We start from the raw sequence: 23,771 nt of genomic DNA, 5'->3' as shown, positions 1-23,771 counted from the left end.
AGACAGATCGAGGGGGTGAAACTTACATGACAGAGGCGGAAAACGAGGCCAAGCGCCTCCGGGGCATGCACGTCAGTGTGGCCGACATCATGCGACAGACAGGTCTCAGCATGTTCAAAGTCTATGAAGTAACCGAAGGCCGCGATACGGCTGTGGCGAAGACGGCCCGCCTCCACTTCGTCAGGGGAACGGGATGGCCGTAGGACCTGATGGTGGTCGACCCTGACGATCAGCGCCCACTGTCAGGGGAGCCAGCGCTGGACGCAGCGAGAGCAGTCGTGGATCTCTTCCGTGGAAGACGATCGCGGTGCCGATGAACGAGATCGATTTCAGTGGTCGTTGGCCCACTGGCGAGCGAAGCGGCGTTCCACGATTTCGTGCAATTCCTGGGGCACCAGAACGCTCTAATTGAAGCGGGCCGATCTATCTGGCTCAGATCAACCCGACCAACCTGCATGCGTTCCAGAATGCTCCCCCAACCCTTGACAGGTCCGCCAAACTCGCCGATGACTGCGCCATGCCATTTGCGGGTATGATGTAATGGTAGCCTGTCAGCTTCCCAAGCTGAACGCGCGGGTTCGATTCCCGCTACCCGCTCCAGGCGCGCTTCATGCCGATGCAGCAGCTGGCGCCGAGCCGGGATTGGTTAGATCGCCGTTCGCGACCGCGGTCGGTCGGTGGGCGGTCTTGTTCCAGACAAACGGCTTGTTGCGCAATTCCCCCACCGCGCGCCAGGCGGCGACGGAGATCAGCATCCAGTAGGGGGCGACCAGCCCCCATCGCCAGCCGACGGCGGTCCGTTCGCGCCGGTCCATCGGAGCGCGGCCGAGGGCGATAAAGACCGCGTAGCTGCCGAAGATGTTGGCAATGTCGATGAAGAAGAGCGACAGGTGGAAGGCGCCCGGCGCGTATGGGCCTTCGCCCGCCATCCGCCAGGCGACATGGCCGACATAGGCGATCAGCAGGGGATGGGTGAGCGAAGAGAGCAGCAGGCCGCCGATCAGCACCTGGAACACGGCAAACGGCATAACGCCCATCTCGCCCACGAGACGAACGGGCTGGCGCATCAATACAAGCCAGGTCTGCAGCCAGCCCTTGAACCAGCGAGTGCGCTGGCCGAGCCAGGTGCGGATGTCTTCCGGGGCATCCTCCAGCGTCGGCAGCTCCACCGTGCCGCACGTATAGCCCATGCGGTACAGCCGCAAGCCCACGTCGGCGTCTTCGGTCACATTGTGCGGATCCCAACCGCCGCAGCGCTTCAAGACCTCGGTGCGGAAGTGGTTGGACGTGCCGCCGAGCGGCATGGGGAGACGTTTGGCGGCGAGCAGCGGCAACAGACGGCGGAAGAGGGCCGCGTATTCGAGCGCGAACAGCGCGCTGATCCAGGACGCCCCCGCGTTCGAGATTACCAGCGGGGCCTGCAGACAGGCCAGTTCTGCCGGCCCCGACCGGAATTTTGCCCAGGCCTCCGTGAGCTGCCGGGGGTGGGGGCGGTCCTCCGCGTCATAGACGACAAGGAATTCGCCGCGCGCGGCCGGCAGCGCGTAGGACAAGGCCTTCGGCTTCGTCCGCGGCAGGCCGGGAGGCACCGTGACGATCTCGAATTGCGGCCCGAGCGGCAGACTTCGCAGGACGCCGAGCGTTGCTGCGTCGTCGGCCTCGCAGATCAGCTTGATGTCGAGGCGGGAGCGCGGCCAATCGAGACGCTCAAGCATTCCGACCAACTGCCTCGCGACGTCGGCCTCGCGATAGAGGGCGACGAAAACCGAGTAGACGGGCCGCGCCACGGAGGGGGGAGCGAGTTTTAGTGGCGGGCCGCTGCGACGCGGTCCGAAAAGCGCAGACAGGCGAATGACCAGGGCGGACAGGAAGAGAAGGGACAGGATTACATGCAGCACCGCAATCGCGATCAGCGGCACGGTCGCAGCGGCGAGCAGGGCCCCCGACAGGCCTATGCCGGCGTAGAATCCCTGCCGACCCCAGACGGTGAGCCGCGCACTGTGTTCCGGAGTTCTCTCGAACAGCTGGCGGGTCGTCTCGCGCGAACGCCGTGCCGCGCCGGCACTCCAGACGGCATAGCGCATTGCCTGCGGAGTCGTGACTGCCAGGCGGGTGCGCAGCAGGGGAAAGCGCTCCAGCGTGTCCTGCAGGAGTTCGATCCGCCCGGCCATCGGCACGATCGCGGTCAGCGGCGGTTGTGCCTTGAACGCAAGGCGCACGTTCTGCGGCCGCACCAGCTGGGTGTCGATACCTTCGACGTCGACGATGTGCGCCGGCTCGATGCTGTGCAAGAAAGGCAGGCCGAGGATGTCGGCGAGCGCCTCGTAATAGGCCTCGGCGCGCACCGATCCGCAGGACAGCAGTTCCGTCTCCAGCGACGTGCCATTGCGTGTTGCCTGCAAAAGCAGATCGGCGATCAGCGGCTTGGCGAAGCCGAATCGTTGAAGGACCCTGGCCTCGGCGAGGAGATGCGGGGAGATCGCGCCGATCGGCGCGGGCGAGCCTGTCCGGTCCGCAGCAAATGGGATTGCTGTGGAATTGGACGTCTGATCGGGATAGTCTGCCAGTCGCATGCGGCCAGCGTCGCATCCTCATGATGCGGCGTCCCCTCTAAACCCCAAGTTGATTATAATGCGGCAAGGCGGAATTTCTTCAAGAAAAATTTGCGTACTCGTCGCGCTATGCGTGCTGATCGGCCTTGCCAGCGGCAAGACGGCCGCCGCTGACACGGCCGAGCCAGCCATCTTTCCGACGAGCTTCGACAGTCGGGAGCGGATCCCGAAGCCGGACTTGTCCGCGGTCGCACGGCTTCGGTTTCTGACGGCGGTCGATTTCCCGCCGTTCAACTTTATCGATCAGACCGGCAAGCTTGCGGGGTTTCACATCGATCTCGTGCGGGAGATCTGCAAGGAGCTGGATATCATCGCAAAATGCCAGATACAGGCGTTGCCGTTTTCGGAACTGCGCGAGAGCCTGACGGCGGATGCGGGCGAGGCGGTCATCGCGGGCATGGCGGTCACGACGGGACTGCGGCGCGATTTTGCCTTTTCCCGTCCCTATCTGCGGCTGCCGGCACGCTTCGCAGTCCGCGCCACCGCGGTTCCGGAGACCGGAACTGCGGCGGCACTGACGGGGCGCCCCGTCGGGGTCGTTGCCGGCAGCGTGCACGAGGCGATGCTGAAAGCCTATTTCCCGACACTGAGCCCGGTGCCGTTCGGTACGCTCGCAGACATGCAAGCTGGCCTGGCGGCGGGCAAGGTGGATGCGGCGTTCGGCGACGGCCTGCAGATGGCTTTCTGGCTCGGCGGCCCGGGTGCCGGGAATTGCTGCCGGCTGTTCGATGGCCCCTATTTTTCCGATGCCTTCCTCGGCGAAGGCCTGACCATCATGACGCGCAAGGACGAACCTGCGGTCGGCGGGGCAATCGACCACGCGCTTCTGTCGCTTTCGCGCAGCGGCCGGCTCGCGGAAATCTACCTGCGCTATTTCCCGGTCGGCATCTACTGAGGGAGCCGGTGGCAGCCTGAAGGCGGCTCGCCGTCAGTGCCGGCGCAAACGGGCGATGGCGGCGCGCTCGATGGCCGCGCAGGTGAGCTTGTCGAGACCGAGCCGGTCGCGCAGCATTTGCAGCAGGCGAATTTCCTCGTTGCGGATGCGCTGGTCGGCGGCTGCGATTTCGACGGCGAGTGCATAGGCCGTGTCGACAAAGCGGGCGGGAATGCGCTCGCGAATGACCTCGAGCGTGACGTCGAGACCCTCGGGGGCCGCAAGCAGGACCGTGCATTCGCGGGCTGCGTGCAGGATTTGCGCTTCGTCGAACCCGTCGAAGACGGGCAGGGAGCGCGCCAGGCGGCCGATGCGGGCCAGTTCCGCATCGGTCATCGCATTGTCCACAGCCGACATGATCACCATCACTTGGACGAGGGCTTCCTGCAGGTCGTAACGTTCGTTCATCGGGGTCTTTCAAGGCTGCTGGTGTTGGGTATCGCTCATGGGGTCGCCATGGCTGGTGCTGTCTTGCGGCCTGGTTCCGCGGCGGCGCGGATCAGGACTAAACAGCCCAAGGCCGGCCTGCCGTGCGGTTTCGGCACTGGTTGCGAGGGGCGAGTGAGGACGGGCTTCGGCCCAGCCGTTTTCCACAAGCCACTGCGAAAGATCCTTGCCCGCCAGCGTGCAGCGGGCGATGGCCGTACCGTTCCATTCTGCCGACGGCACCTCGCAGTCGATCGTGCGGCCGCGCACCAGATTGGCAAAGGCCGTGCGCGCCATTCGCCCGCATGGCCATCCTTCACCGGATGTGTCCGTGCATTGGCGATTGACCGGGACCGGAACGATCCGGTCGAGCTCCAGAACCTTGCCGCCGATGCTGAATCGGCCGGCGGCAAGCACGATCGGGCGCGCCAGCGCCACGGGTTCGGCCACCGGTGGGGGCAAGCCGCCCGGAGAACTGTCCGCATGATCGGGCTGCATCTCGGCCGGGTCCGCTGCCGGGGCCGTTTGCGCGACGCTGTCCGCTCCTGCGCTGTCGGTTGCTGCCGCGCCTGCTTCCGGCAAGGGCATGGGAATATCGTCCTCGCCGGCCGGGCCGATGGTGCTGGGGTCCGGCACCTCGAGCGTGAACTGCGGACCGCCGGCAGCTTCACGGTCTCGGATCTGTCCGGCGCCAAGGGCAATTATGAGCACCGTCGCGCCGATACAGGCAAGGCCCCCGGCAAACGTCTGGCCTTGGGACTTTGCCGCAGACGACGTCAAGGAAACCTCCGCATCACTGACTGGCCCAGATGATCCGGGCGATCCACTCGATGTCCCGGATGTCGAAAGACCGGTTGGGGTGGTCCGGATTGAGCGACAGCAGTTCGATCGAGCGCGGGCTCTGCCGGTGCAGGACCTTTGCCATCACCTCGCCCTCCCTGGTTTTGACGACGACCCGATCGCCCCGGCGCACCTGCGCGGCCGGCTCGACGATCAACACGTCGCCGTCACGATAGAGCGGCATCATGCTGTCGCCCTGGACTTCAAGGGCGTAGACGCCCTGCTTGCGCTCCGGCGACGCGGGGAAATCGACGACATCCCAGCCCTGGCCGGCGGGAAATCCGCCGTCGTCGAAGAAGCCGCCGGCGCCGGCCTGCGCGAAGCCGAGCAGCGGAATAGAGCCCGATTGGGGTGGAAAGGTGCCTTGGGGCAGAGTGGCGGTGCGGTTGTAACCTGAGGTTTCGAGACCGATGAATTCATCGATCGTCGCCCCCGTCGCGTCCAGAACCTTTGCGATCGATTCCGTCGAGGGCCAGCGCAGCCGTCCGTCCGTGCCCAGCCGTTTCGACTTGTTGAAAGATGTCGGATCAAGCCCGGCACGCCGGGCGAGCCCGGACGGCGAAAGCCGGTGGCGTTCGGCCAGGGCATCGATTGCCGCCCAGATCCTTTCGTGCGAAAACATCGTCGTTCGTCCTGCTCAGCGGCGCAGGTGAACCTGCGCCGGTTGGGGTCGAGCATAGCGAAGCGGCGGTTCTTAGTAAAGAAAAAAGGAAAATAATCCTCATGGCTCGCGGTTGACTTTGCGCCGGGCGACGACGCTCTCGCGCCAGATGGTGAAGATGCCAGCGCCGACCACGATGGCCGAACCGACGATCATGTTGGGCGTCAGCCGCTCGCCGAAAAGGGTCACGCCCATGATACCTGCAAAGACCAGTTGCAGATAGGTCAGCGGCTGGACGGCGGCCGCATCGAGCAGGTCATAGGCGCGGATCAGAAAATAGTGGCTTGCCATGCCGGTGATGCACAGCAACGCCATCCAGCCCCAGTCGACCGGCGCAAGTCCTGTCCAGTAGAACGGGCCGACGAACGAGAGGGTGATCGCGCCGACGGTACCGATGTAGAAAAAGCTCGTGGTGGCCGAATCGTCGCGGCTGACGAGCCGGGTGGCGATGACATAGAGCGAGAAGACCGCGGCCGCGGCCAGCGGGAGCAGCAGCATCGGCTCGATGCCATCCCGACCTGGATCGAGGATGACGAGCACGCCGATGAGCCCGAGAAGGATGGCCGTCCAGCGGCGCCAGCCGACCTTCTCGCCCAGCAGCGGCACGGAGAGGAGGGCGACGAACAGCGGCGTTGCGGAAAAAATCGCCTGCGAATGCGCCAGCCCCACCTTGGCCAGCGACGTGATGACGATGACGATCTGTGCTGCCAGCATGACGCCGCGCAGGATCTGAAGGACCGGCCGCCTGGTCGCCGCCGCAGTCCGCAGCCCGCCCTTGGAGCGCGCAGCCATCAGGATGGTGAACGCGGCGAAGGCCCAGAAGCGGATCATCGCGATAAAGGCCGGCGGGTAGAGAGCGCCGAGATGCTTGGAGATGCCGTCCTGTATGGCGAAGATGACAATCGCCAGGAGGGTGAAGATGTAGCCGCTGCGTTTCATATCCATGGCTCCGCCATATACCGCGGCAGCCCGCAATGCACCTGCAATCCGCTCTATCAGGGAAAGCGGACACGGCGGCTGGGCAACGGGGGACCCCGGCGGACGAGCACAGGGAAGCGCCTCAGGAGATCGCGATGGGCTATTTCTGGCCTCTTTCGCAAGCCCGCCTCCGGCGCTATCAGTGGCGTGGGCGCATTCGGTCTCGCGCCCGGAGTCCCACCCGTGCACAAGCGCATCCTTTCCGGCATCCTGCTGACGAGCTTTTCCTATTTCCTGTTTTCGGTCCAGGACGCTTCGGTCAAGTGGCTCGTGGCGGCCCTTCCCATCTGGCAGGTCCTGTTCGTGCGCAGCGTGACGATCTTTGCAATCTGCGCCGTATACGGACGCGGACCGCTTCTGCGTCGCGCGTCCGTATCGCCAATTCTGAAGCCGATGTTCGTGCGCAACCTGCTGCTGCTCGCAGCCTGGCTCTCCTACTACACGGCCTCGCGCGATCTCGGTCTGGCGGAGTTGACGACGCTCTACTACGCCTCGCCGATCATCGTGACCGTGCTGGCCATCCCGATCCTGGGCGAGGCCGTGCCGCTGAACCGCTGGGTGGCCGTCCTGACCGGGTTCCTCGGCGTACTGATCGCCTGCGACGTGTTCGGCAAGGGGATGACCATCTCGCTTCCGGTCTATCTTGCCCTGCAGGCGGCGGTCTTCTGGGGGATCGGCACCATCCTGCTGCGGAAGACCGCGCTTCAGGAAACCACTCTGGTGCAGATGACGATCTCCAGCGGCTTTCTGATCCTGTTCACAGGACTGGTCGCCCCATTCGTCTGGCTGCCATTCGCCCTTTCGGACTTCGCGCTGATGATCGGAACCGGCGTTCTCGCCGGTATCGCGCAATTTGCGTTGTTCGAGGGCATGCGGCGGGCGGAGGTGTCGCTCCTGGCGCCCTTCGAGTATTCCTCACTGGTATGGGGCTTTATCCTCGGCTTCCTGATCTGGAACGAGGTCCCGGCGCACAATGTCTTCATCGGCGCGGTGCTGATTTTCTCCGCCGGCATGATCATCATCGCCGCGGAGCGCTTTACACGTCAACCAACCGAAACACGGACGTAGCATTGTTCGACCGGCCGATGCCGGCTGGTGGCCGAACGGTGTCGGCGAACCAGCCGGCGTCAGAGGTCGGTCATTGCAGTTTCCCGTCGCCGCTTTTGTCTGCCGCGGCGAAGTCGGCCATCACCCGGTTCATGAACTCGGTCTGCGTGATGCTGCCGTTGGAGTTGGCGTCGGTGGCGGCGAACTGGTCGGCGTTCAGGACGCCCGTGACCTCCGAATCCACCAGCACCCCGTCCTTGTTCTTGTCCAGGTTGGCGAAGGCCCTTTTCATGAAGGCCTGGTATTCCGAGCGCTGCACCACTCCATCCTTGTTGGTATCGAGTTGATCCTTCTGACCCTGGTGCATCTGTGCCGTTTGCGCCTGGGCAACGGCACCGACACCCTGGCACGCCACGAGGGCAACCACAAAAATTGTTAGCCTCATGCGCGCCTCACCTGTATCTGCAAGTCAGGAGATTGCCGACAACCCCGCCGACACCGATACCGCCACCGATGGCGGCAATCTGCCCGGTTCCAGCACCGATGGTGGCGCCGGCGAGGCCACCGACGATCGCTCCGCCGACCGTTCCGGCGACGCAGGCAAACTCGGTGTTACGGTCGATGACGCTCTGGGAGACCGGCTGCGATGCGCAAGCCGACAGGGCGAATGTGGCACCAACGAGAATGGTGGCCGTATATTTCTTCATCTTACCCTCCAAGTATTTCTCTTCGCTTCTCACGGAATCGCCAATTCGGGCCGCAATGAATACCGAGATTAGTCGTAGCTTGGATGACCCTTGGCGGCTGATCGTCGATTGCATGCATCCAGCTAAAGGTTGCCGTCAGCACAATGCAATTCATGAGCGCGGGCCAAACGGCATCCGCAACTCGGGGGTTCGATCCACGCCTTCGGTGTGGACGCCGCCATCCTACAATCGACGCGAAGTGATGGCAACTCGACCGCGATCAGGATCTATTACAGGCGTTCACACCGCCCGCCAAAATCGGCAGATCGGTATGGCCCGGCGGTTGCGCTGGCAACGCGTGTACGATCCCGGCCGCGAGAAAAGCCACGAATGCGTGGCCCCCGCTCCGAAGCTACGGAGAGAGGGCGATCGGTCAGAAAATGTTTGCGACCGAGTGGCCAAGCGCCATGGCGCCGGCATATTGGGCCTGCGGACCCGGCTGCAGCGGGTGGAAGCGGGCGCCCTGGATATCGCGGAATCGGCGCTCGAGGCCGAGGCTGCGGTAGAAGCCGGCTCCGCCCGCCAGTTCCATGGCGAGCTCGACGGCCGCGATTGCATTCTTCGCCACCAACGAGCGGCCGATCATCATCTCGTTGACGCTGTCTGCAGACGGCGTGTTGCGCTCGACGGTCTCGACCATCCAGCGATGCGCCATCTGCGCAGCCCTGAGCGACGTCTCCATCCGCCCGGCAAGATCAAGCATGGTCGGACTGGGGTGCCGCTTGCGGGCCGTCTCCAGCGCGATGTCGCGCGCGCTCTCGGCAACGCCGAGATAGACCGCATAGATCAGCGGAAAGGCAGTGGTGGCGATGATCTGGAACACCGGATGCCACTCGCCGGCGCGGCGCGTCAACGATATCCCTGCATCCGGAATGAAGAGGTTGTCGATGATGACGTCGTTCGAGCCCGTTCCGCGCATGCCGAGCGTGCGCCAGGTCTCGACGACGCTGACTTCCGGCGCCTTCATCGGCGCAGCGAAATGGATAACGGCGTCCGGTCCCTCGGCCGTTTCGACGACCGCGCCGGTCATCAGCAGATCGCCGGCGGCGGCGCCGGAGGTAAAGACCTTGCGCGCCGAGATTCGGTATCCGCCCTCGACCTTCGTCGCCTTGCCCGAGCCGCCGATCCAGTCGGAACCGCCGCTGGACAGCAGGATCAGCTTCTCGGCGGCGACCCGCCGCAGCAGCGGCTCGACGGCGGCAACCTGCTGGTGTCGCCAGCGCCAGGCGGGGATAGCCACCTGATGGGTGTGCATCGAAAAGGCCAGCGCCGTCGAGGAGCAGGCATGGGCCATCACCCGCAGCATCTCGGCCAGTTGGCGAACCTCGGCGCCGCCGCCGCCCAGTTCACACGGCACGCCGGCTTCGACCAGGCCCGATTGCCTCAGCAGGTCATAATTTTCCGCGACGAACAGATCGCCTTCATCGTACCGGGCCGCGCGCTCGGCGAGCATGGGCGCCAGGGTCTTCGCAATTTCGACCGGATCGTCATGATGCTTGTCGGACGTCTCTGCCATTGTATTCATTGGCTCCTCCTCTTGCTGTGTCGCTCCTGACTGGACGCGAAAGCAGCAACGCTCTGGACGGCGCATAATCCTCTCCGAGAATCGGTCCGATTTTCGGAGCTATGCGCTGGACCATGGCAGGCTCCTCCCATCCAGGATTTTCGTCCAGTTCACGAACTGTACCACCCGTTGGCCGCGGCCGGCATTTTGGACTATGATCGCGGCGGAACTCTACCGCCGGTGATGATCATGGAAGAGCATGGAAGCTACGGCCAGTTCTGTCCCGTATCGATGGCCGCCGAAATACTCTGCACCCGCTGGACCGTGCTGATCCTGCGCGAGTTCCTGTGCGGCACAACGCGCTTCAACGACCTGCGTCGCGGCGTGCCGCGCATGTCGCCGGCGCTCCTGTCCAAGCGCCTGAAGGAGCTGGAACGCGCCGGTGTTATCGTCACGGCGGCGGGCGAGAAGGGCGTGACGGAGTACCGCCTGTCCCCGTCCGGCGAGGACCTGCAGCCGATCATCATGGGCATGGGGCAGTGGGGACAGCGTTGGGTGGATTCGCAGCTTTCGCTGAAGAACCTCGATCCGTCGCTCCTGATGTGGGACATGCGCCGCAATCTGAACCCGCAACCGCTGCCGAAAAGCCGCTGCACGATTCAGTTTCTGTACCCCGAGTTGCCGCTCGCCCGGCAGAATTGGTGGCTGGTGGTGGATGAAGGGGCCGTCGATCTGTGCGGGTTCGATCCCGGCTTCGAGATCGACCTGCTGGTGACCAGTTCGCTGCGCAGCATGACGGCGATCTGGATGGGCCTTTCCGTCGTTCGCCGGGAGGTCGAGGCCGGAAACGTCGAGTTCGATGGCGACCCCAGCATAGCCAATGCCATGCAGCAATGGCTCGGGCTCAGCAAGTTCGCCCCGGAGCCCCGCCGGGTCTCCTGACATTTACGTGATCGCGGGGCGCGAGAAAAAGCCGGCCGCGACCTTACACTCGGAAACGCCAGACCCTATATCGCGCCGAGGCGCCTCGATGGCGTGGGAACAGACAATGGGAAGGCTTGGCATGCAGCGTTTTGGACGAATTTTCGCGATGATCGGCGTCGCCGTCATGGTGATGGTGACTGCGGTCGACGTGGCGGAGGCGCGCCGCGCGGGCGGTGGCGGCTTCGGCAGCCGCGGCACGCGCACGTTCTCACCGCCGCCTGCGACGCGCACGGCACCGACGCAGACAGCGCCGATCGACCGGAGCATGACGCAGAAGCCGGCGGGCCAGCAGGCCCCCGGTGCCAACCAGCAGGCGCCGGGCGCTAATCGGCCCGCGGCCCAGCGGCCTGGCATGTTCGGCGGTCTCGCCGGCGGATTGCTCGGCGGCCTGATGATGGGCGGCCTGATCGGCATGCTGATGGGCAACGGCCTTGGCGGCGCAGCCGGCTTCCTCGGCCTGCTGCTGCAGGCGGGCCTGGTCATCGGTGCAATCATGCTGGCCATGCGCTTCTTCGGCCGCGGCAGCCAGCCCGCGCTCGGTGGGGCAGGGGCATCGATGTCGCGGACGGCGGCCGCGGGTTCGACCGGTTCCGGCGTGCCGTCCTTCTCAATACCCCGCATCGGCAGCGGGCTGGGTGCGGGCTTGGGCAGTGCCTCGGGTGGCGCGTTGGGTGGTGGCGCAGCGGCCGCCCCGCAGCAGCCGGACGAGATCGGCGTCCGCCAGGAGGACCTCGAGCAGTTCGAAACCATGCTGAAGGGCGTCCAGGCCGCTTATGGCGCCGAGGACTATGCGGCGCTGCGCAAGCTGACGACACCGGAGGCGATGTCGTGGCTCGCCGAGGAGTTGAGCGACAACGCCACCAGCGGTGTGAAGAACGAGGTGCGTGACGTTCATCTCGTCCAGGGCGATGTCGCCGAGGCATGGAATGAGGACGGCGCCGACTACGCGACGGTCGCGATGCGCTACGAGAGCATCGACGTGATGCGCGACCGGGCGACCGGTAAGGTCGTAAGCGGCGATCCGGACAACCTGACCGAGTCGGTCGAGGTCTGGACCTTCGTGCGCAAGCCGGGGTCCGACTGGCTGGTGTCCGCCATCCAGGGCACCGAGGCGGCGTAGCACGACGCACATTCTTTGAGAGCGAAGGGGCGCAGCCGTGTTGCGCCCCTTCGTCGTTCTTGCGGTGGTGGGCCGAGCGGGATAGGGATGCCGTCATGAGGAACATCCACTTCCGCAAGGCCGAGCCGCGCGAACTTGCCGCCATCGTTGCGCTTCTTGCCGACGATCCGTTGGGCGCACAACGCGAGATCCGGAGTGAGATGCCGGACACCGCCTATGAGGCGGCCTTCGCGGCGATCGACGCCGATCCGAACCAATTGCTCGCAGTCGCCGTCGATGGCGAGGAGGTCGTCGGCACCCTGCAACTCACCTTCATCCCGGGCCTGTCGCGCGGCGGCGCCTGGCGAGGTCAAATCGAGGCGGTCCGCGTCGAAAGCGGCCGGCGCGGGGAGGGGCTGGGTCACCGCATGTTCGAATGGGCGATTGCGGAATGTCGCGACCGCGGCTGCGGGCTGGTGCAACTGACGACGGACAAGAGCCGCCCCGACGCGCACCGCTTCTACGAAGGCCTTGGCTTCATCGCCAGCCATGTCGGCTACAAGCTTTCGCTCTGAGCAGGCTTGCCCTGGCTTCGTTTCTGGCTTCAATGAAAGGTCCAGATGCGCGGCTGATTTTCTGTCAGTGCGCCTTTGGTTTGCAATCCGGATCGGAGAATCCCATGTCGTTCAAGACCTTCGCCGCAACCGCGCTTCTGCTGCTGACCGTTTCCGGATGCGCCAAGAGCGCAGCCAACAACACGGACTACGCCCGCCCACCGGAGCCCGGCGGCGGAATTCGCATCCCGATCAACTGAGTTAGTTGCTCTCGACTTCCGCATGGCCTCGATCGGGGATCCTTGCGGGGCCCGGTTGTATGCCCTAGACTGGATTGGTCTTGCACGTTTAACAAGGTTTTGCGGTGCGCGAATTGATCGCGCGCCGAGCAGTATGCGATCGGGGATTTTCTTCCCTGCAATGGATTGATCGAAGCACACTTCCTTGGAGGGGTCGATGATTCGTGCCACGCAGATGCTGACTGTTCTCATGTTCACCCTCATTCCGGCGACGGCGTTCAGCCAGAGCGCACAGCCGGCACCGGCCCATGTTCCCTTGCAGAAAACGATTGGCCAGGCGAAGCCCGATATCGTGCCCTCGCTGATCGTTCTGAATTCGGACGGCGCCAGCCTTACGGGCGACACGCTGACGCTGACCGGTGTATCGACGAACGCCGTCATATTCGCCGATCGTCCGGTACGGTCGGCGGGCCACGCGCTGACGGATCACCTTCTCGAGGAATGGGCGGAAGGCAGCGACAGTTTCGCCAAGGACCCGCCGAATGCGACGGTCTCGGCTTTCAGCAAGGACGGCAAGACGATCCGGGATGCCGTCGTCGTGCTCAAATCGCCCAAGCGCGAGGGTGATCGGCTGGCCTTCGCCGTGGAGGTCCTCGAGGGGAGCCTCGACGGTGCCGATGGCCCGGCATCGATCTTCATCGACATCATAGGGCTGCCGAGAACGCCCGCGTCCTTTGCCGGGGTCGCGCGTCGGACCGCCTATCGCGGCGCCTGGTATGCCGGTGCGGCAGCTGGCGCCGGTTACGCGGCCGCCCCGTATTACCGCCCCTACGCGCCGGCCTGCGGCTACTACCCCTATCCGCCCTGCTACTGAGCGGAAGACGCGTGGACAACTGCGCGCTGTGATGCCGGAAACAAGGGCGGGCGCCGCGGCCCCCGCCCTTTGGTGAGATGTATCTGTTGCGGTCAGGTACGACGGCCTATGCCGCCGCCTTCTTTCCAAACGGGTCGAACCGGCCATAGAAGGTCTCGCCCTTGGCGGCCATGTCGAACAGCAGCGGCGTCGGCTTGTACTGATCGCCGTAGCTCTTGGCGAGCGTCTCGCACAGCGCCACGAAGGTCGCCACACCCATGCCGTCGATGTAGGAGAGCGTGCCGCCGGTATAGGGGGCAAAGCCGAAGCCAAGGATGGAGCCGACATCGGCCTCGCGCGGATCGGTGACGATGCCTTCCTCGACCGTGCGGGCCGCTTCCAGCGCGATCGTCACGAGCAGCCGCTCCTTCAGCACCTTCACGTCGACGTCTTCCGGCTTCTGCTGCGGATAGAGGTCCTTCAGGCCCGGCCACAGGCGCTTCTTGGCCGGCTTCGGCGGGTAGTCGTAGAAGCCCTTGGCGCTCTTGCGGCCAAGGCGCCCGTCCTCAACGAGCTTCGTCACCAGGTCCATGTGACGCGGGTCGACGGACTGCGGGCCGAGGTCGGCGATCGCCGCCTTGAAGATCTTGTAGGAGAGATCGACGGCCACCTCGTCGTTGAGCGACAGCGGCCCGACCGGCATGCCGGCCATCTTTGCCGCGTTCTCGATCATCGCCGCCGGTACGCCCTCGATCAGCATGTCGTAGGCCTCGCCGATATAGCGGAAGACGCAGCGGTTGACGTAGAAGCCACGCGTGTCGTTGACGACGATCGGCGTCTTCCTGATCGCGGCCACGTAGTCGAGGGCGACGGCCAGCGCCTTGTCACCCGTCTCCTTGCCGAGGATCACCTCGGTCAGCATCATCTTCTCGACCGGCGAGAAGAAGTGGATGCCGATGAACTGGGCCGGGCGGCTTGAGTTCTTCGCAAGGCCGGTGATCGGCAGCGTCGAGGTATTGGAGGCGTAGATTGCGCCCTCCGGCAGAACGGCCTCGACCTTCTCGGTGACGGCCTTCTTCACATCGCGGTCTTCGAACACCGCCTCGATGACGAGGTCGGCGTCGGAAAGCGCGGCATAGTCCGGTGTCGGCGTGATCAGCGACAGCAGTTTTTCGCCTTCCTCCTTGCTGATCCGGCCCTTGGCGACGCTGCCGGAAACGAGACCCTCGCAAACGGTCTTGCCCCTGTCGGCCGCCTCCTGGTCGCGGTCGATCAGAACGACGGGGATGCCGGCGGCAGCAGTGACATAGCCGATCGAGGCGCCCATGAAGCCGGCACCGACGATACCGACCTTCTTGAACTCGCTCTTCGGCACGCCGGCCGGCCGGCGCGCGCCCTTGCCCAACTCCTGGGTGGAGATGAACAGCGAGCGGATCATCGAGAAAGCCTCGGTGGTCTGCAGGATATGGGTGAAGTAGCGCTGCTCGACCTTCAGCGCCGTGTCGAAGGGCAGTTGCAGGCCCTCGTAGACGCATTTGAGGATCGCGAGGGCAGCCGGATAGTTGCCGGCCGTCTCGCGACGTAGGATGGCCGGGGCGGCCGGCCAGAGCTGAGCCGAGGCCGGCGTCCAGATGCCGCCGCCCGGAACCTTGAAGCCCTTCTCGTCCCAGGGCGCGACCGGCTTCAGGCCGTCCTTGATCATCTGCTTGGCGGCAGAAATCAGGTCTTCGGGAGCGACGACCTGATGCAGGAGATTCATCGCCTTGGCGCGCGCGGCCGAAAGCGACGAGCCGGTGGTCATCATCTGCAGCGCGTCTTGGGTGTTCGCCAGCCGCGGCACGCGCTGGGTGCCACCGGCGCCAGGGAAGATGCCGACCTTGACCTCGGGTAGCGCGATTTTGACCGACTTGGCATTCGAGGCGACGCGGCCATGGCAGGCGAGCGACAGCTCGAAGGCGCCCCCCATGCAGGTACCGTTGATGGCGGACACCCAGGGCTTGCCACAGGTCTCAAGCTTGCGGAACAGCCCGCTCATCTGGCCGGTCAGCGCGAACAGCTTTTCGACGGCTTGGGCCGGATCCTTCGCCTTTTCCTCCTGCTGCAGCGTGAACATCGACTTGATCATCGACAGGTCGGCGCCGCCGGAGAAGGAGGACTTGCCGGAGGTGATGACGACGCCTTTGACCCCAGCGTCGGCGACCGTCTGGTCGATGATCGCGTCGAGTTCTTCCATCACCTCGACGGTCAGCACGTTCATCGACTTGCCGGGCATGTCCCAGGTGACGAGCGCGATCCCGTCGGCGTCGGTTTCGATCGTGAAGTTTTTGTATGCACTCATGGTGGGATTCCTCTCCCTTAAACTCTTGTCCCCTACCAGAGGACGGCGATCGCAAGGCCGGTGATGCCGACAAACAGGGCGGTGAGAAGCATGAAGCCGCGGAGTTCGGCCTTGTGCACACGGACTTCCTCCTTGGTCTCGACCCGGGTGAAGGCCTCATAGTCGTCCTTCATATCCCTCTCGCGATAGATATGGGCGAGCTCACGTTGCACTCCGTTTCTTTCGTCTCTGTATAGCTCCCGATCCGGCCGCACCTTGCTCATGTGTCAGACGCGCTCGATGATCGTCGCCGTGCCCATGCCGGCGCCGATGCAGAGCGTCACCAGCGCGGTGTTGAGGTCGCGACGCTCCAGTTCGTCCAGCACCGTGCCGAGGATCATCGCGCCGGTGGCCCCGAGCGGGTGGCCCATGGCGATCGCGCCGCCGTTGACGTTGATCCGGTCGTGCGGGATCTCGAAGGCCTGGCAGTAGCGCAGCACGACGGCGGCAAAGGCCTCGTTCAGCTCGAACAGGTCGATGTCGGACAACTGCATGCCGGCGCGCTTCAGGAGCTTCTCGGTCACGTCGACCGGGCCGGTCAGCATCAGTGCCGGATCGGAGCCGATGTTGGCGAAAGCCTTGATGCGGGCGCGCGGCTTCCTGCCGAGGATCGCGCCGCCTTCCTTCGAGCCAATGAGGACGGCCGAGGAACCGTCGACGATGCCGGACGAATTGCCGGCATGGTGGACGTAGTTGATCGCCTCGATCTCCGGGTGCGCCTGGATGGCGACGGCCTCGAAGCCGCCCATCTCGCCCGGCATCTGGAAGGAGGGGTTGAGCTGGGCAAGCGCCTGCATGTCCGTGCCTGGGCGCATGTGCTCGTCGCGGTCGAGGATAGTCAGTCCATTGATGTCTTTGACGGCGATGACGGAGTTCTTGAAGTATCCCTTGTCCCAGGCGTTGGCGGCGCGCTTCTGGCTCTCGACCGCATATGCGTCGACGTCGTCGCGGGAGAAGCCGTATTTGGTGGCGATCAGGTCGGCGGAGACGCCCTGCGGCATGAAGTAGGCGGGGAAATTGACGGAGGGGTCCATGTACCAGGAGCCGCCGGACATGCCCATGCCGACCCGCGACATGCTTTCGACACCGCCGGCGATGACGAGATCGTCGGCGCCTTGCGCAATCTTGCCGGCGCCGAAGTTGACGGCGTCCAGGCCGGAGGCGCAGAAGCGCGAGATCTGCATGCCAGGGGCCCTGGAGGAATAGCCGGCCTCGAAGGCGGCCGCCTTGGGGATGACGGCGCCGGCGTCCATCACCGGATCGACGCAACCCATGATGATGTCGTCGACCTTCGATGTGTCGAGCCCGTTGCGGTCGCGGATGGCCTCGAGCACTTTCGCTGCGAGGCGGACGGAGGGCACCTCGTGCAGCGCCCCGTCCTTCTTGCCGCGCCCGCGCGGGGTGCGCACGTGGTCGTAGATGAAGACGTCGGTCATTAATCTCTTCTCCCTATCGGCGCGGCTGCGCCGTCAATCTCTCTCTTCGTCCGCCGGCCCCTCATCCGCCTGCCAACACCTTCTCCCCGCAAGTGGGGCGAAGGGACGATGCCGCGGCGACTGTACTCCCTCTCTCCGCAAGCGGGGAGAGGGTGGGGTGAGGGCAAACTGTTAGAATGCCTCGGCCGGAAGCGCCATCATCGTCTCGGCGCCGGTCTCGATGCGGGCCTTGCGCAGCGCCGTTTCCGGCATGATGCGCTCCATGAAGAAGCGGGCGGTGATCAGCTTGTTGCGCAGGAACGCCTCGCGCTCGCCGGCACCGGTCGTCAGTCCTGCCTGTGCTGCCTTCGCCATCTTCGCCCACATGTAGCCGACGACGACGAGGCCGAAGAGGTGCATGTAGTCGGTGGAGCCAGCGCCGGCATTGTCGGGCTTGGCCATCGCGTGCTGCATGAACCACATGGTGGCGGCCTGCAGGTCGTTCAGCCCCTTTTTCAGGTGCTTGGTGAAGAAGGAGAGGCTCTCGTCGGCGCGGCTCTCCTCGCAGAAGTCACCGATCTCCTTGAACAGCGCCATGACGGCGCGGCCGCCGTTCATGCCGAGCTTGCGGCCGACGAGGTCGAGCGCCTGGATGCCGTTGGCGCCCTCGTAGATCATGGCGATGCGCGCATCGCGCACATACTGGCTCATGCCGTGCTCTTCGATATAACCGTGGCCGCCGAACACCTGCTGAGCCATCACCGCGTGGTCGAAGCCCTTGTCGGTCAGAACACCCTTCAGGATCGGCGTCATCAGCCCGAGAAGATCGTCGGCGGCCTGCCGCTCCGTTTCGTCCGCGGCGCGATGGGCAATGTCGGACTGCAGCGCTGTCCAGAGCAGAAAGGCGCGCCCGCCTTCGTTCCAGGCCTTGATGGTCAGCAGCGCGCGGCGGACGTCGGGATGAACGATGATCGGATCGGCGCGCCTGTCGGGTGCCTTCGGCCCGGAGAGCGACCGGCCCTGGATGCGTTCGCGGGCATAATTGGCGGCGTTCTGATAGGCGGCCTCGGCGACGGCGAGCCCCTGCAGGCCGACACCCAGGCGCGCCTCGTTCATCATCACGAACATGGCGTTGAGGCCCTTGTTCTCCGCGCCGATCAGGTAGCCGGTGGCCTCGTCGTAGTTCATCACGCAGGTGGCGTTGCCGTGAATGCCCATTTTGTGCTCGACGGCGCCGCAGGAAACGCCGTTGCGCTTGCCCGGTTCGCCGTTCTCGTTCAGCAGGAACTTCGGCACGACGAAGAGCGAAATGCCCTTCGTACCCTCCGGCGCGCCCTCGATGCGGGCGAGCACGAGATGGACGATGTTCTCCGACATGTCGTGTTCGCCGGCGGAGATGAAGATCTTCTGCCCGGAGATCCGGTAGGAGCCGTCGCCGTTCGGTACCGCCTTGGTGCGCAGCATGCCGAGATCGGTGCCGCAGTGCGGCTCGGTGAGGTTCATCGTGCCGGTCCAGGTGCCGGATACCATCTTCGGCAGATAGGCCTCTTTCTGTGCTTCCGAGCCATGCACGAGGATCGCCGCGATCGCGCCCTGGGTCAGGCCCGGATACATCATCAGCGACATGTTGGCCGACGACATGTACTCAGCGACGGCGGTGTGCAGGACATAGGGAAGTCCCTGGCCGCCGAATTCTTCCGGGACCGCGAGCCCCAGCCAGCCGCCCTGCCGGTAGAGGTCGAACGCCTCCTTGAAACCCTTCGGCACGCGGACCGAACCGTCGTCGCTGCGCTTGCAGCCTTCCTGGTCGCCGGAAAGGTTGAGCGGAAACAGGACCTCTTCGGAGAGCTTGGCGGCTTCGCCGGCGATCGCCTCGATCATGTCCGACGACGCTTCGGCAAAGCCCGGAAGGTTATTGAAGCGCTCGATGGCAAGCACGTCGTTGAGGACGAACATGGTTTCGTTCACGGGGGCCTTGTAGATGGGCATTGTCTCGCGTTCCTCGGCTCTTCGACGGACCTCTGTCCACGCATTGACAGGGATACTAGGAAAATTTGACGTTTGCGTAAACGTCAAATTGGTCGCACGCTGAGATCACGAGTGAGCAAGGGCAGATCGGCGACCGAGCACTCTCCCGCAACGGTTGTGGCGTCCCAACGCGATACGTTCGGCCTTTTCTATGAGCAAATCGTTAAAAAAGTTCGACCGTGTTAACGGCTTATTTACCATGTTCCGTGAATTGTGGCGCTTGAGGGCAGCTCACGAAATAGTTTCATCGTTTCAGATTTCGCCTGCCGATCGGAGCGTCAGGTCCGGGAAAGATGTGCCTTCTAAAGGTTTGTCTCCCGCCTGTGCATCAGAATGGAAGCGCCGGCACCAAAATCCTGCCGGCCCATAAATCAGCAAGGCGGCGCGCACCGAGGACGGTCGGCGCGACGCAGGTTCTCCGGCGAGCCGATGGGCTCCCAAGCGAGGCGAAAACATGAACGGATCGCGAGCAAATCCTCCCCGCTACGGCGACAGGTCTTCATTCGACGCGCTGAACCGGACAATAGAAGGTCTGGAGGCGCGAATCGAAGGATTGATGGGCGGACGGGAACGCGGGCGAGAGGCCGGCCATGGCCGGAGCGAGCCGCCGCGGCAGGAGAACGCGCGGGCAACCCCCCTTCGCGATGATCCGGTCGGCGAAATCATGCAGCGCCAGCGCGCGCTGGAGGCGGGCCGCGAACGGCAGGCCGTCCGATCTGACCCCCGTCCCTCAGACAGGTATCCTTCGCAGCAGCAAGCCGCACAGCATGCAGCACAGCAGGCTGCCCCCGACTACGCCACGGCGGAGATCGCTCGCGCCCTTGTCGGATTGCGGCAGGATCTGAAGCGCGACATTTCCGACGGTCTCGGCCGCGAGATGGACACGCTGCGTGCGGAGATGCGCGCCATTCGTCAGGCCGCTGAGGCGCGCGACCATGGCGATGACGTGCGCGAAGATTTGCAGCGGCTCGCCCAGGGCATCAACCAGCTCGGTCGGCAGTCCGGCCGGTCAGAAGCCGACGGCCTGCGCGTTGAATTCGATCAACTGCGCTCTGTTCTCGACGGCCTGGCCCGCGAGGATTCCGTCCGCCGCATGGAGGGACGCTGGAACGATGTGGAGCAGAGGCTCACCGCCTCCGACCAAAGCCGCGACGACGAACTGGTGGCCCTCGCCTATCGGCTGGATGAGCTCAAGGCGCAGATCCAGACGGTCAGCGCCACTCCGGCTCTGCGCGATCTGGAACGGCAGCTGCATGCGATGGGGCAAGCGGTGGAGGCACTCGGCCGCAGCGTCCAGCAGGACGACCGGCGCTTTTCCCCGCAGTTCGAGGGGTTGGACCTAAGGCTCGACGAGATCAGTCGGGCGATCGCCGCAAGCGGTCGCGCCCAGAATTCTGCCGCCGAGGCAGCGGTGTTTCAGCGCATCGAAGGCCGCATCGGCGACCTTGCCGACCAACTTGACGCGATGGCCCGCCGCCCGGCGGCCGAGCAGGGGCTCGGCCAGCGGCTGGAGACCCTTGCCTACCGGATCGAGGAAATGACGCACGAAAGGGCGGCCATCCGTCTCGAAGAGCGTCTGGATCAGCTGTCGGCGATGATCGAGCAGGGCCAGCGCGCACCGGCGATAGGCGCCGATCTGACGCACCATCTCACTGATATTTCCCGCAAGATCGACGCGCTCGACCAAGGCGCGGTCAATGATGTGCTGGCGGAGCGGCTCGACCATCTGGCCCGCCGCATCGACGAATTGGACGTTCCGGCCGAGACGCCTTTTGCCAATGACCGTTTCTCTTCGATCGAAAGCCGTCTGCAGGCGATCGCCGAGCGGCTCGACCGCACGGGCGCGGCGCCGGCGGACGATGGCGGTGCATTGCGCAGCCTGGAAGCCCAGATCGCCAATCTCTCGACCCTGATCAGCACGCCGCAGCCGCCGCCTGCGGTCGCGCTGCCGTCGGACTTCGACAGCCGCATGGCGACGATCGAAGACTACATGGCGACGAACGACGAATACATCATCGAGGCGGCCCGTCAGGCCGCCGAGACGGTGATGCAGGCGTATCAGCGCCATGGTGACGCGGGTGCCGCTCCCTCCGACATGGCGGCGATCTCGGCGTTGGCCGAGGACCTGCGCACGCTGGAAGACGTGATGCGTTCCAGCGAGGATCGTACGGCTCGAACCTTCGAGGCGCTGCACGACACGCTGGTCCAGATTGCCGGGCGGCTCGAGCAGTTGGATGCGCCGGGCGAGCGCTATGAAGCGCCGCATGACCGCTACCCCGAACAGGAGCGGCAGGCCGCGCCTGCGATGCCGCCGGTATCTGCGCCGATGCTCATGCAGGACGAGTATCCGTTCGTCGACGACGGCTACGATACCTTGACGTCTGGCGACGACCAGGCGATGGATGAAGCAATTGCCGACCGCGAGGTCGAAATGGCCGTTGATGTCGCCGGTTCCGTGATGGTCGATGGCGCCGCAAGTGCGGTCGCAAAGCCCGCCGCCGAGAAGGCCGGCCGGACCAGCCTGATCGCCGGCCTCGCACGCCGCTTCGCGCCGGCGAAGGAGGAAGCGCCGCTTGTGGCGGAGCGACAGCAGATCGATCCCGCCCCGTCGATCGACCCGGGCGACGAAATCGCCCCCGAAGTGGCAAACCAGCTGCTGGAGCCCGGTTCCGGTGCGCCGGATGTGCGCAAGATCCTTGAGCGTGTCCGCGCCAACCAGGTCGCGGAAGGCAAGGCTGAATCGGCCGATGCCGGCAAGGCGGACTTCATCGCGGCGGCTCGTCGCGCGGCTCGCATGGCGGCGGAGGAAACCGATCCCCTCGTTCGTGTCGCTCCGGAAAAGAAGGGGACCGGCTCCGGCGCGGCTGCCGCGACCTTCGGCCGCCATCGTCGTCCGATCCTGATGGCCGTCGGCGCGATCCTGCTGGCGATCATGTCCTATCCGCTGGTCAATACGCTGGTGCGTGGCGACGAGGCGCCCAAGGCTTTGCCGGTCGCGCAGGCGGACATCGCCGCGCCCGAAACCGCCGACGCCAAGCCGGCCGCGGGCGAAGTTGCAAGCCAGGACGACGTGGCCGCGATGCCCGCTGACACGGCATCCGTCGAAATTCTCGAGGAAGCTGCCCCGGCGCAGGTCGCCGCTGCTGCGGGTGAGGCCATCACCAAGCCAATGGTCGAAAACACCGGCATGGACACGGCCTCGCCTGCCTTGGCAGTGACCGGCGCCGAGCAGCTGACACGGCCGGCCGACAATTCAATCGCCGTCCAGACCGGCGGTTTCGAGCCGGTCGCAACGATGGCCAAGGCCGTCAATGATATTCCGCCCGGGGAGCAGACAGTTGCAAGCGCTGGCGCTCCGTCCGGCACGATCGCCGACGTCATCACCGTGCCGCCGACCATCGAGCCGGCATCGCTGGCCAAATCGGCGGGTGACGGCGACAGCCTGGCATTGTTCGAGATCGGTGCGCGCTACACCGACGGCCGCGGCGTCTCGATCGACATGGCGGAATCCGCGAAGTGGTACACATTGTCGGCCGAGCGCGGTTTTGCTCCGGCTCAGTATCGTCTCGGCAGCCTTTATGAAAAGGGACAGGGCGTCGAGCGCGATCTCGACAAGGCTCGCAGTCTCTACGAGCAGTCCGCCAGACAGGGCAACGCCAGCGCCATGCACAACCTCGCCGTCCTGCTTGCGACCGGCGGCGGCAAGGCGCCGGATTTCGCAGCCGCCTCCGAATGGTTCAAGAAGGCGGCGGACCTTGGCGTCCGCGACAGCCAGTTCAACCTGGCGATCCTCTACGCGCGCGGCAATGGCGTCCCGGTCGATCTCGAAGAGTCCTACAAGTGGTTTGCGGTCGCCGCCCGCGACGGAGACAGGGATGCCGCCGAGAAGCGCGACGAGGTCGCCAATGCCATGAAGCCCGAGCAGCTTTCGAGCGCGAAGGCCAAGCTGGAGCTTTGGAAGGAGCAGCCGCTCGACGACAAGGCGAACTCGGTGGACCTGCCTGACGAATGGGTCGGTAAGGGCACCAAGACCGCGTCCATCGATATGAAGAAGGCGGTCCGCAACATCCAGGCCATCCTCAACAACAATGGCTTCGATGCCGGCACGCCGGACGGCAGCATGGGGCCGAAGACCGTGCAGGCGATCAAGGCCTTCCAGAAAACGGTCGGTCAGCCGGAGACGGGCAAGATCGATGACAAGCTCGTCAATGAGTTGCTGAAGCGCAACAAGCCGCAAGGTTGACTGTTTGCCAATGCGCCGCGGCGCATAAAGCCTGATGGTCGGCCGTTGAGCAGTTGACGGGCCGCCTGAGCACGGGCATGACGGATCATGAAAAAACCACAAGCCGCTTCAGAATGATACGGGGGCGGCTTCCATCTGCGTGCGGGTGCATGGCGCTACCGTGAGCGATGGAAATTGCGAACGGGCAGGCATCATGCGCGCCCGCAGAAAACCTGCATGCCGGGCGTGCTC

General features: G+C 64.9%; 21 protein-coding genes and 1 tRNA gene. 10 read left to right on the top strand and 12 right to left on the bottom strand.

Annotated elements, in window-relative coordinates; genetic code table 11:
* Positions 1 to 26: 26 nt before the first annotated feature.
* Together AC1DDS_RS19495 and AC1DDS_RS19490 are read left to right on the top strand one after the other, a co-directional pair.
* Complete coding sequence (locus tag AC1DDS_RS19495) at positions 27 to 203, top strand: hypothetical protein (RefSeq protein WP_477480384.1); 177 nt, start codon at positions 27 to 29, stop codon at positions 201 to 203.
* Between the two features lie 323 nt (positions 204 to 526).
* Positions 527 to 600: transfer RNA gene (locus AC1DDS_RS19490), tRNA-Gly, on the top strand.
* An 8-nt stretch (positions 601 to 608) separates the two neighbouring features.
* Here AC1DDS_RS19490 and AC1DDS_RS19485 read toward each other — a convergent pair.
* Positions 609 to 2,573, bottom strand: coding sequence for a glycosyltransferase family 2 protein (locus tag AC1DDS_RS19485; RefSeq protein ID WP_477480383.1), 1,965 nt, complete (start codon positions 2,571 to 2,573; stop codon positions 609 to 611).
* Positions 2,574 to 2,631: 58 nt separating this feature from the next.
* Here AC1DDS_RS19485 and AC1DDS_RS19480 point away from each other — a divergent pair, with 58 nt between their 5' ends.
* Complete coding sequence (locus tag AC1DDS_RS19480; RefSeq protein WP_477480382.1) at positions 2,632 to 3,507, top strand: transporter substrate-binding domain-containing protein; 876 nt, start codon at positions 2,632 to 2,634, stop codon at positions 3,505 to 3,507.
* A 33-nt stretch (positions 3,508 to 3,540) separates the two neighbouring features.
* Here AC1DDS_RS19480 and AC1DDS_RS19475 read toward each other — a convergent pair whose 3' ends face one another.
* The 4 genes from AC1DDS_RS19475 to AC1DDS_RS19460 form a co-directional block, all read right to left on the bottom strand.
* Complete coding sequence (locus AC1DDS_RS19475; RefSeq protein WP_477480381.1) at positions 3,541 to 3,954, bottom strand: tellurite resistance TerB family protein; 414 nt, start codon at positions 3,952 to 3,954, stop codon at positions 3,541 to 3,543.
* A gap of 9 nt (positions 3,955 to 3,963) precedes the next feature.
* Positions 3,964 to 4,752, bottom strand: a complete 789-nt coding sequence (locus AC1DDS_RS19470; protein WP_477480380.1) for a thermonuclease family protein — start codon at positions 4,750 to 4,752, stop codon at positions 3,964 to 3,966.
* 13 nt (positions 4,753 to 4,765) lie between these two features.
* Complete coding sequence (locus AC1DDS_RS19465; protein ID WP_477480379.1) at positions 4,766 to 5,434, bottom strand: S24 family peptidase; 669 nt, start codon at positions 5,432 to 5,434, stop codon at positions 4,766 to 4,768.
* Between the two features lie 99 nt (positions 5,435 to 5,533).
* On the bottom strand, positions 5,534 to 6,418 hold the full coding sequence (locus AC1DDS_RS19460) for a DMT family transporter (RefSeq protein ID WP_477480378.1): 885 nt from the start codon (positions 6,416 to 6,418) through the stop codon (positions 5,534 to 5,536).
* Positions 6,419 to 6,634: 216 nt separating this feature from the next.
* Between AC1DDS_RS19460 and AC1DDS_RS19455 the strand changes: the two genes are divergently transcribed.
* Positions 6,635 to 7,519, top strand: a complete 885-nt coding sequence (locus tag AC1DDS_RS19455) for a DMT family transporter (protein ID WP_477480377.1) — start codon at positions 6,635 to 6,637, stop codon at positions 7,517 to 7,519.
* A 70-nt stretch (positions 7,520 to 7,589) separates the two neighbouring features.
* Here AC1DDS_RS19455 and AC1DDS_RS19450 read toward each other — a convergent pair whose 3' ends face one another.
* The 3 genes from AC1DDS_RS19450 to AC1DDS_RS19440 all read right to left on the bottom strand — a co-directional run bounded on the left by AC1DDS_RS19450 (position 7,590) and on the right by AC1DDS_RS19440 (position 9,769).
* Positions 7,590 to 7,943: an EF-hand domain-containing protein gene (locus AC1DDS_RS19450; protein WP_477480376.1), complete on the bottom strand. Its 354-nt coding sequence runs from the start codon at positions 7,941 to 7,943 to the stop codon at positions 7,590 to 7,592.
* Between the two features lie 7 nt (positions 7,944 to 7,950).
* Complete coding sequence (locus AC1DDS_RS19445) at positions 7,951 to 8,205, bottom strand: hypothetical protein (protein WP_477480375.1); 255 nt, start codon at positions 8,203 to 8,205, stop codon at positions 7,951 to 7,953.
* A 412-nt stretch (positions 8,206 to 8,617) separates the two neighbouring features.
* Positions 8,618 to 9,769 carry an acyl-CoA dehydrogenase family protein gene (locus AC1DDS_RS19440; RefSeq protein ID WP_477480374.1) on the bottom strand — a complete coding sequence of 384 codons (1,152 nt, stop codon included), beginning with the start codon at positions 9,767 to 9,769 and terminating at the stop codon, positions 8,618 to 8,620.
* 228 nt (positions 9,770 to 9,997) lie between these two features.
* On the opposite strand from AC1DDS_RS19440, the gene AC1DDS_RS19435 reads away from it, so the two are divergent.
* The 5 genes from AC1DDS_RS19435 (at position 9,998) to AC1DDS_RS19415 (ending at position 13,498) form a co-directional block, all read left to right on the top strand.
* Positions 9,998 to 10,690 carry a winged helix-turn-helix transcriptional regulator gene (locus tag AC1DDS_RS19435; protein WP_477480373.1) on the top strand — a complete coding sequence of 231 codons (693 nt, stop codon included), beginning with the start codon at positions 9,998 to 10,000 and terminating at the stop codon, positions 10,688 to 10,690.
* A 121-nt stretch (positions 10,691 to 10,811) separates the two neighbouring features.
* On the top strand, positions 10,812 to 11,852 hold the full coding sequence (locus tag AC1DDS_RS19430) for a Tim44 domain-containing protein (protein ID WP_477480372.1): 1,041 nt from the start codon (positions 10,812 to 10,814) through the stop codon (positions 11,850 to 11,852).
* 95 nt (positions 11,853 to 11,947) lie between these two features.
* Entirely contained in the window at positions 11,948 to 12,406 is a 459-nt protein-coding gene (locus AC1DDS_RS19425; protein WP_477480371.1) for an N-acetyltransferase family protein, read from the top strand.
* Between the two features lie 104 nt (positions 12,407 to 12,510).
* Positions 12,511 to 12,645: a hypothetical protein gene (locus AC1DDS_RS19420; RefSeq protein ID WP_310411356.1), complete on the top strand. Its 135-nt coding sequence runs from the start codon at positions 12,511 to 12,513 to the stop codon at positions 12,643 to 12,645.
* Positions 12,646 to 12,841: 196 nt separating this feature from the next.
* Positions 12,842 to 13,498 (top strand): hypothetical protein, encoded by a 657-nt coding sequence (locus AC1DDS_RS19415; protein ID WP_477480370.1) that lies wholly within the window; start codon positions 12,842 to 12,844, stop codon positions 13,496 to 13,498.
* Between the two features lie 106 nt (positions 13,499 to 13,604).
* On the opposite strand, the gene AC1DDS_RS19410 is transcribed toward AC1DDS_RS19415, so the two are convergent.
* From AC1DDS_RS19410 to AC1DDS_RS19395, 4 genes are all read right to left on the bottom strand, one after another.
* Entirely contained in the window at positions 13,605 to 15,815 is a 2,211-nt protein-coding gene (locus AC1DDS_RS19410; RefSeq protein ID WP_477480369.1) for a 3-hydroxyacyl-CoA dehydrogenase NAD-binding domain-containing protein, read from the bottom strand.
* Between the two features lie 32 nt (positions 15,816 to 15,847).
* On the bottom strand, positions 15,848 to 16,027 hold the full coding sequence (locus AC1DDS_RS19405; protein WP_477480368.1) for a hypothetical protein: 180 nt from the start codon (positions 16,025 to 16,027) through the stop codon (positions 15,848 to 15,850).
* A 54-nt stretch (positions 16,028 to 16,081) separates the two neighbouring features.
* Positions 16,082 to 17,290, bottom strand: a complete 1,209-nt coding sequence (locus tag AC1DDS_RS19400) for an acetyl-CoA C-acetyltransferase (protein WP_477480367.1) — start codon at positions 17,288 to 17,290, stop codon at positions 16,082 to 16,084.
* Between the two features lie 171 nt (positions 17,291 to 17,461).
* The gene (locus AC1DDS_RS19395) at positions 17,462 to 19,258 is read right to left on the bottom strand and encodes an acyl-CoA dehydrogenase C-terminal domain-containing protein (RefSeq protein ID WP_477480366.1); all 1,797 of its coding nucleotides are present in this window, start codon (positions 19,256 to 19,258) and stop codon (positions 17,462 to 17,464) included.
* Positions 19,259 to 19,751: 493 nt separating this feature from the next.
* On the opposite strand from AC1DDS_RS19395, the gene AC1DDS_RS19390 reads away from it, so the two are divergent.
* Positions 19,752 to 23,540 (top strand): peptidoglycan-binding protein, encoded by a 3,789-nt coding sequence (locus AC1DDS_RS19390; protein WP_477480365.1) that lies wholly within the window; start codon positions 19,752 to 19,754, stop codon positions 23,538 to 23,540.
* Positions 23,541 to 23,771: the final 231 nt, after the last annotated feature.

Source organism: Mycoplana sp. 10N416 (assembly GCF_056394765.1).
Note: the sequence above shows the minus strand (reverse complement) of the source record. Positions and strands in the feature narration are given on the sequence as shown.

What these genes read in the sequence shown, in the direction of transcription:
- AC1DDS_RS19465 (WP_477480379.1), bottom strand. Translation starts at nt 5,434, where the DNA reads ATGTTTTCGCACGAAAGGATCTGGGCGGCAATCGATGCCCTGGCCGAA.
- AC1DDS_RS19480 (WP_477480382.1), top strand. Translation starts at nt 2,632, where the DNA reads ATGCGGCAAGGCGGAATTTCTTCAAGAAAAATTTGCGTACTCGTCGCG.
- AC1DDS_RS19410 (WP_477480369.1), bottom strand. Translation starts at nt 15,815, where the DNA reads ATGAGTGCATACAAAAACTTCACGATCGAAACCGACGCCGACGGGATC.
- AC1DDS_RS19400 (WP_477480367.1), bottom strand. Translation starts at nt 17,290, where the DNA reads ATGACCGACGTCTTCATCTACGACCACGTGCGCACCCCGCGCGGGCGC.
- AC1DDS_RS19440 (WP_477480374.1), bottom strand. Translation starts at nt 9,769, where the DNA reads ATGAATACAATGGCAGAGACGTCCGACAAGCATCATGACGATCCGGTC.
- AC1DDS_RS19430 (WP_477480372.1), top strand. Translation starts at nt 10,812, where the DNA reads ATGCAGCGTTTTGGACGAATTTTCGCGATGATCGGCGTCGCCGTCATG.
- AC1DDS_RS19420 (WP_310411356.1), top strand. Translation starts at nt 12,511, where the DNA reads ATGTCGTTCAAGACCTTCGCCGCAACCGCGCTTCTGCTGCTGACCGTT.
- AC1DDS_RS19450 (WP_477480376.1), bottom strand. Translation starts at nt 7,943, where the DNA reads ATGAGGCTAACAATTTTTGTGGTTGCCCTCGTGGCGTGCCAGGGTGTC.
- AC1DDS_RS19395 (WP_477480366.1), bottom strand. Translation starts at nt 19,258, where the DNA reads ATGCCCATCTACAAGGCCCCCGTGAACGAAACCATGTTCGTCCTCAAC.
- AC1DDS_RS19460 (WP_477480378.1), bottom strand. Translation starts at nt 6,418, where the DNA reads ATGGATATGAAACGCAGCGGCTACATCTTCACCCTCCTGGCGATTGTC.
- AC1DDS_RS19425 (WP_477480371.1), top strand. Translation starts at nt 11,948, where the DNA reads ATGAGGAACATCCACTTCCGCAAGGCCGAGCCGCGCGAACTTGCCGCC.
- AC1DDS_RS19435 (WP_477480373.1), top strand. Translation starts at nt 9,998, where the DNA reads ATGGAAGAGCATGGAAGCTACGGCCAGTTCTGTCCCGTATCGATGGCC.
- AC1DDS_RS19415 (WP_477480370.1), top strand. Translation starts at nt 12,842, where the DNA reads ATGATTCGTGCCACGCAGATGCTGACTGTTCTCATGTTCACCCTCATT.
- AC1DDS_RS19390 (WP_477480365.1), top strand. Translation starts at nt 19,752, where the DNA reads ATGAACGGATCGCGAGCAAATCCTCCCCGCTACGGCGACAGGTCTTCA.
- AC1DDS_RS19495 (WP_477480384.1), top strand. Translation starts at nt 27, where the DNA reads ATGACAGAGGCGGAAAACGAGGCCAAGCGCCTCCGGGGCATGCACGTC.
- AC1DDS_RS19485 (WP_477480383.1), bottom strand. Translation starts at nt 2,573, where the DNA reads ATGCGACTGGCAGACTATCCCGATCAGACGTCCAATTCCACAGCAATC.
- AC1DDS_RS19475 (WP_477480381.1), bottom strand. Translation starts at nt 3,954, where the DNA reads ATGAACGAACGTTACGACCTGCAGGAAGCCCTCGTCCAAGTGATGGTG.
- AC1DDS_RS19445 (WP_477480375.1), bottom strand. Translation starts at nt 8,205, where the DNA reads ATGAAGAAATATACGGCCACCATTCTCGTTGGTGCCACATTCGCCCTG.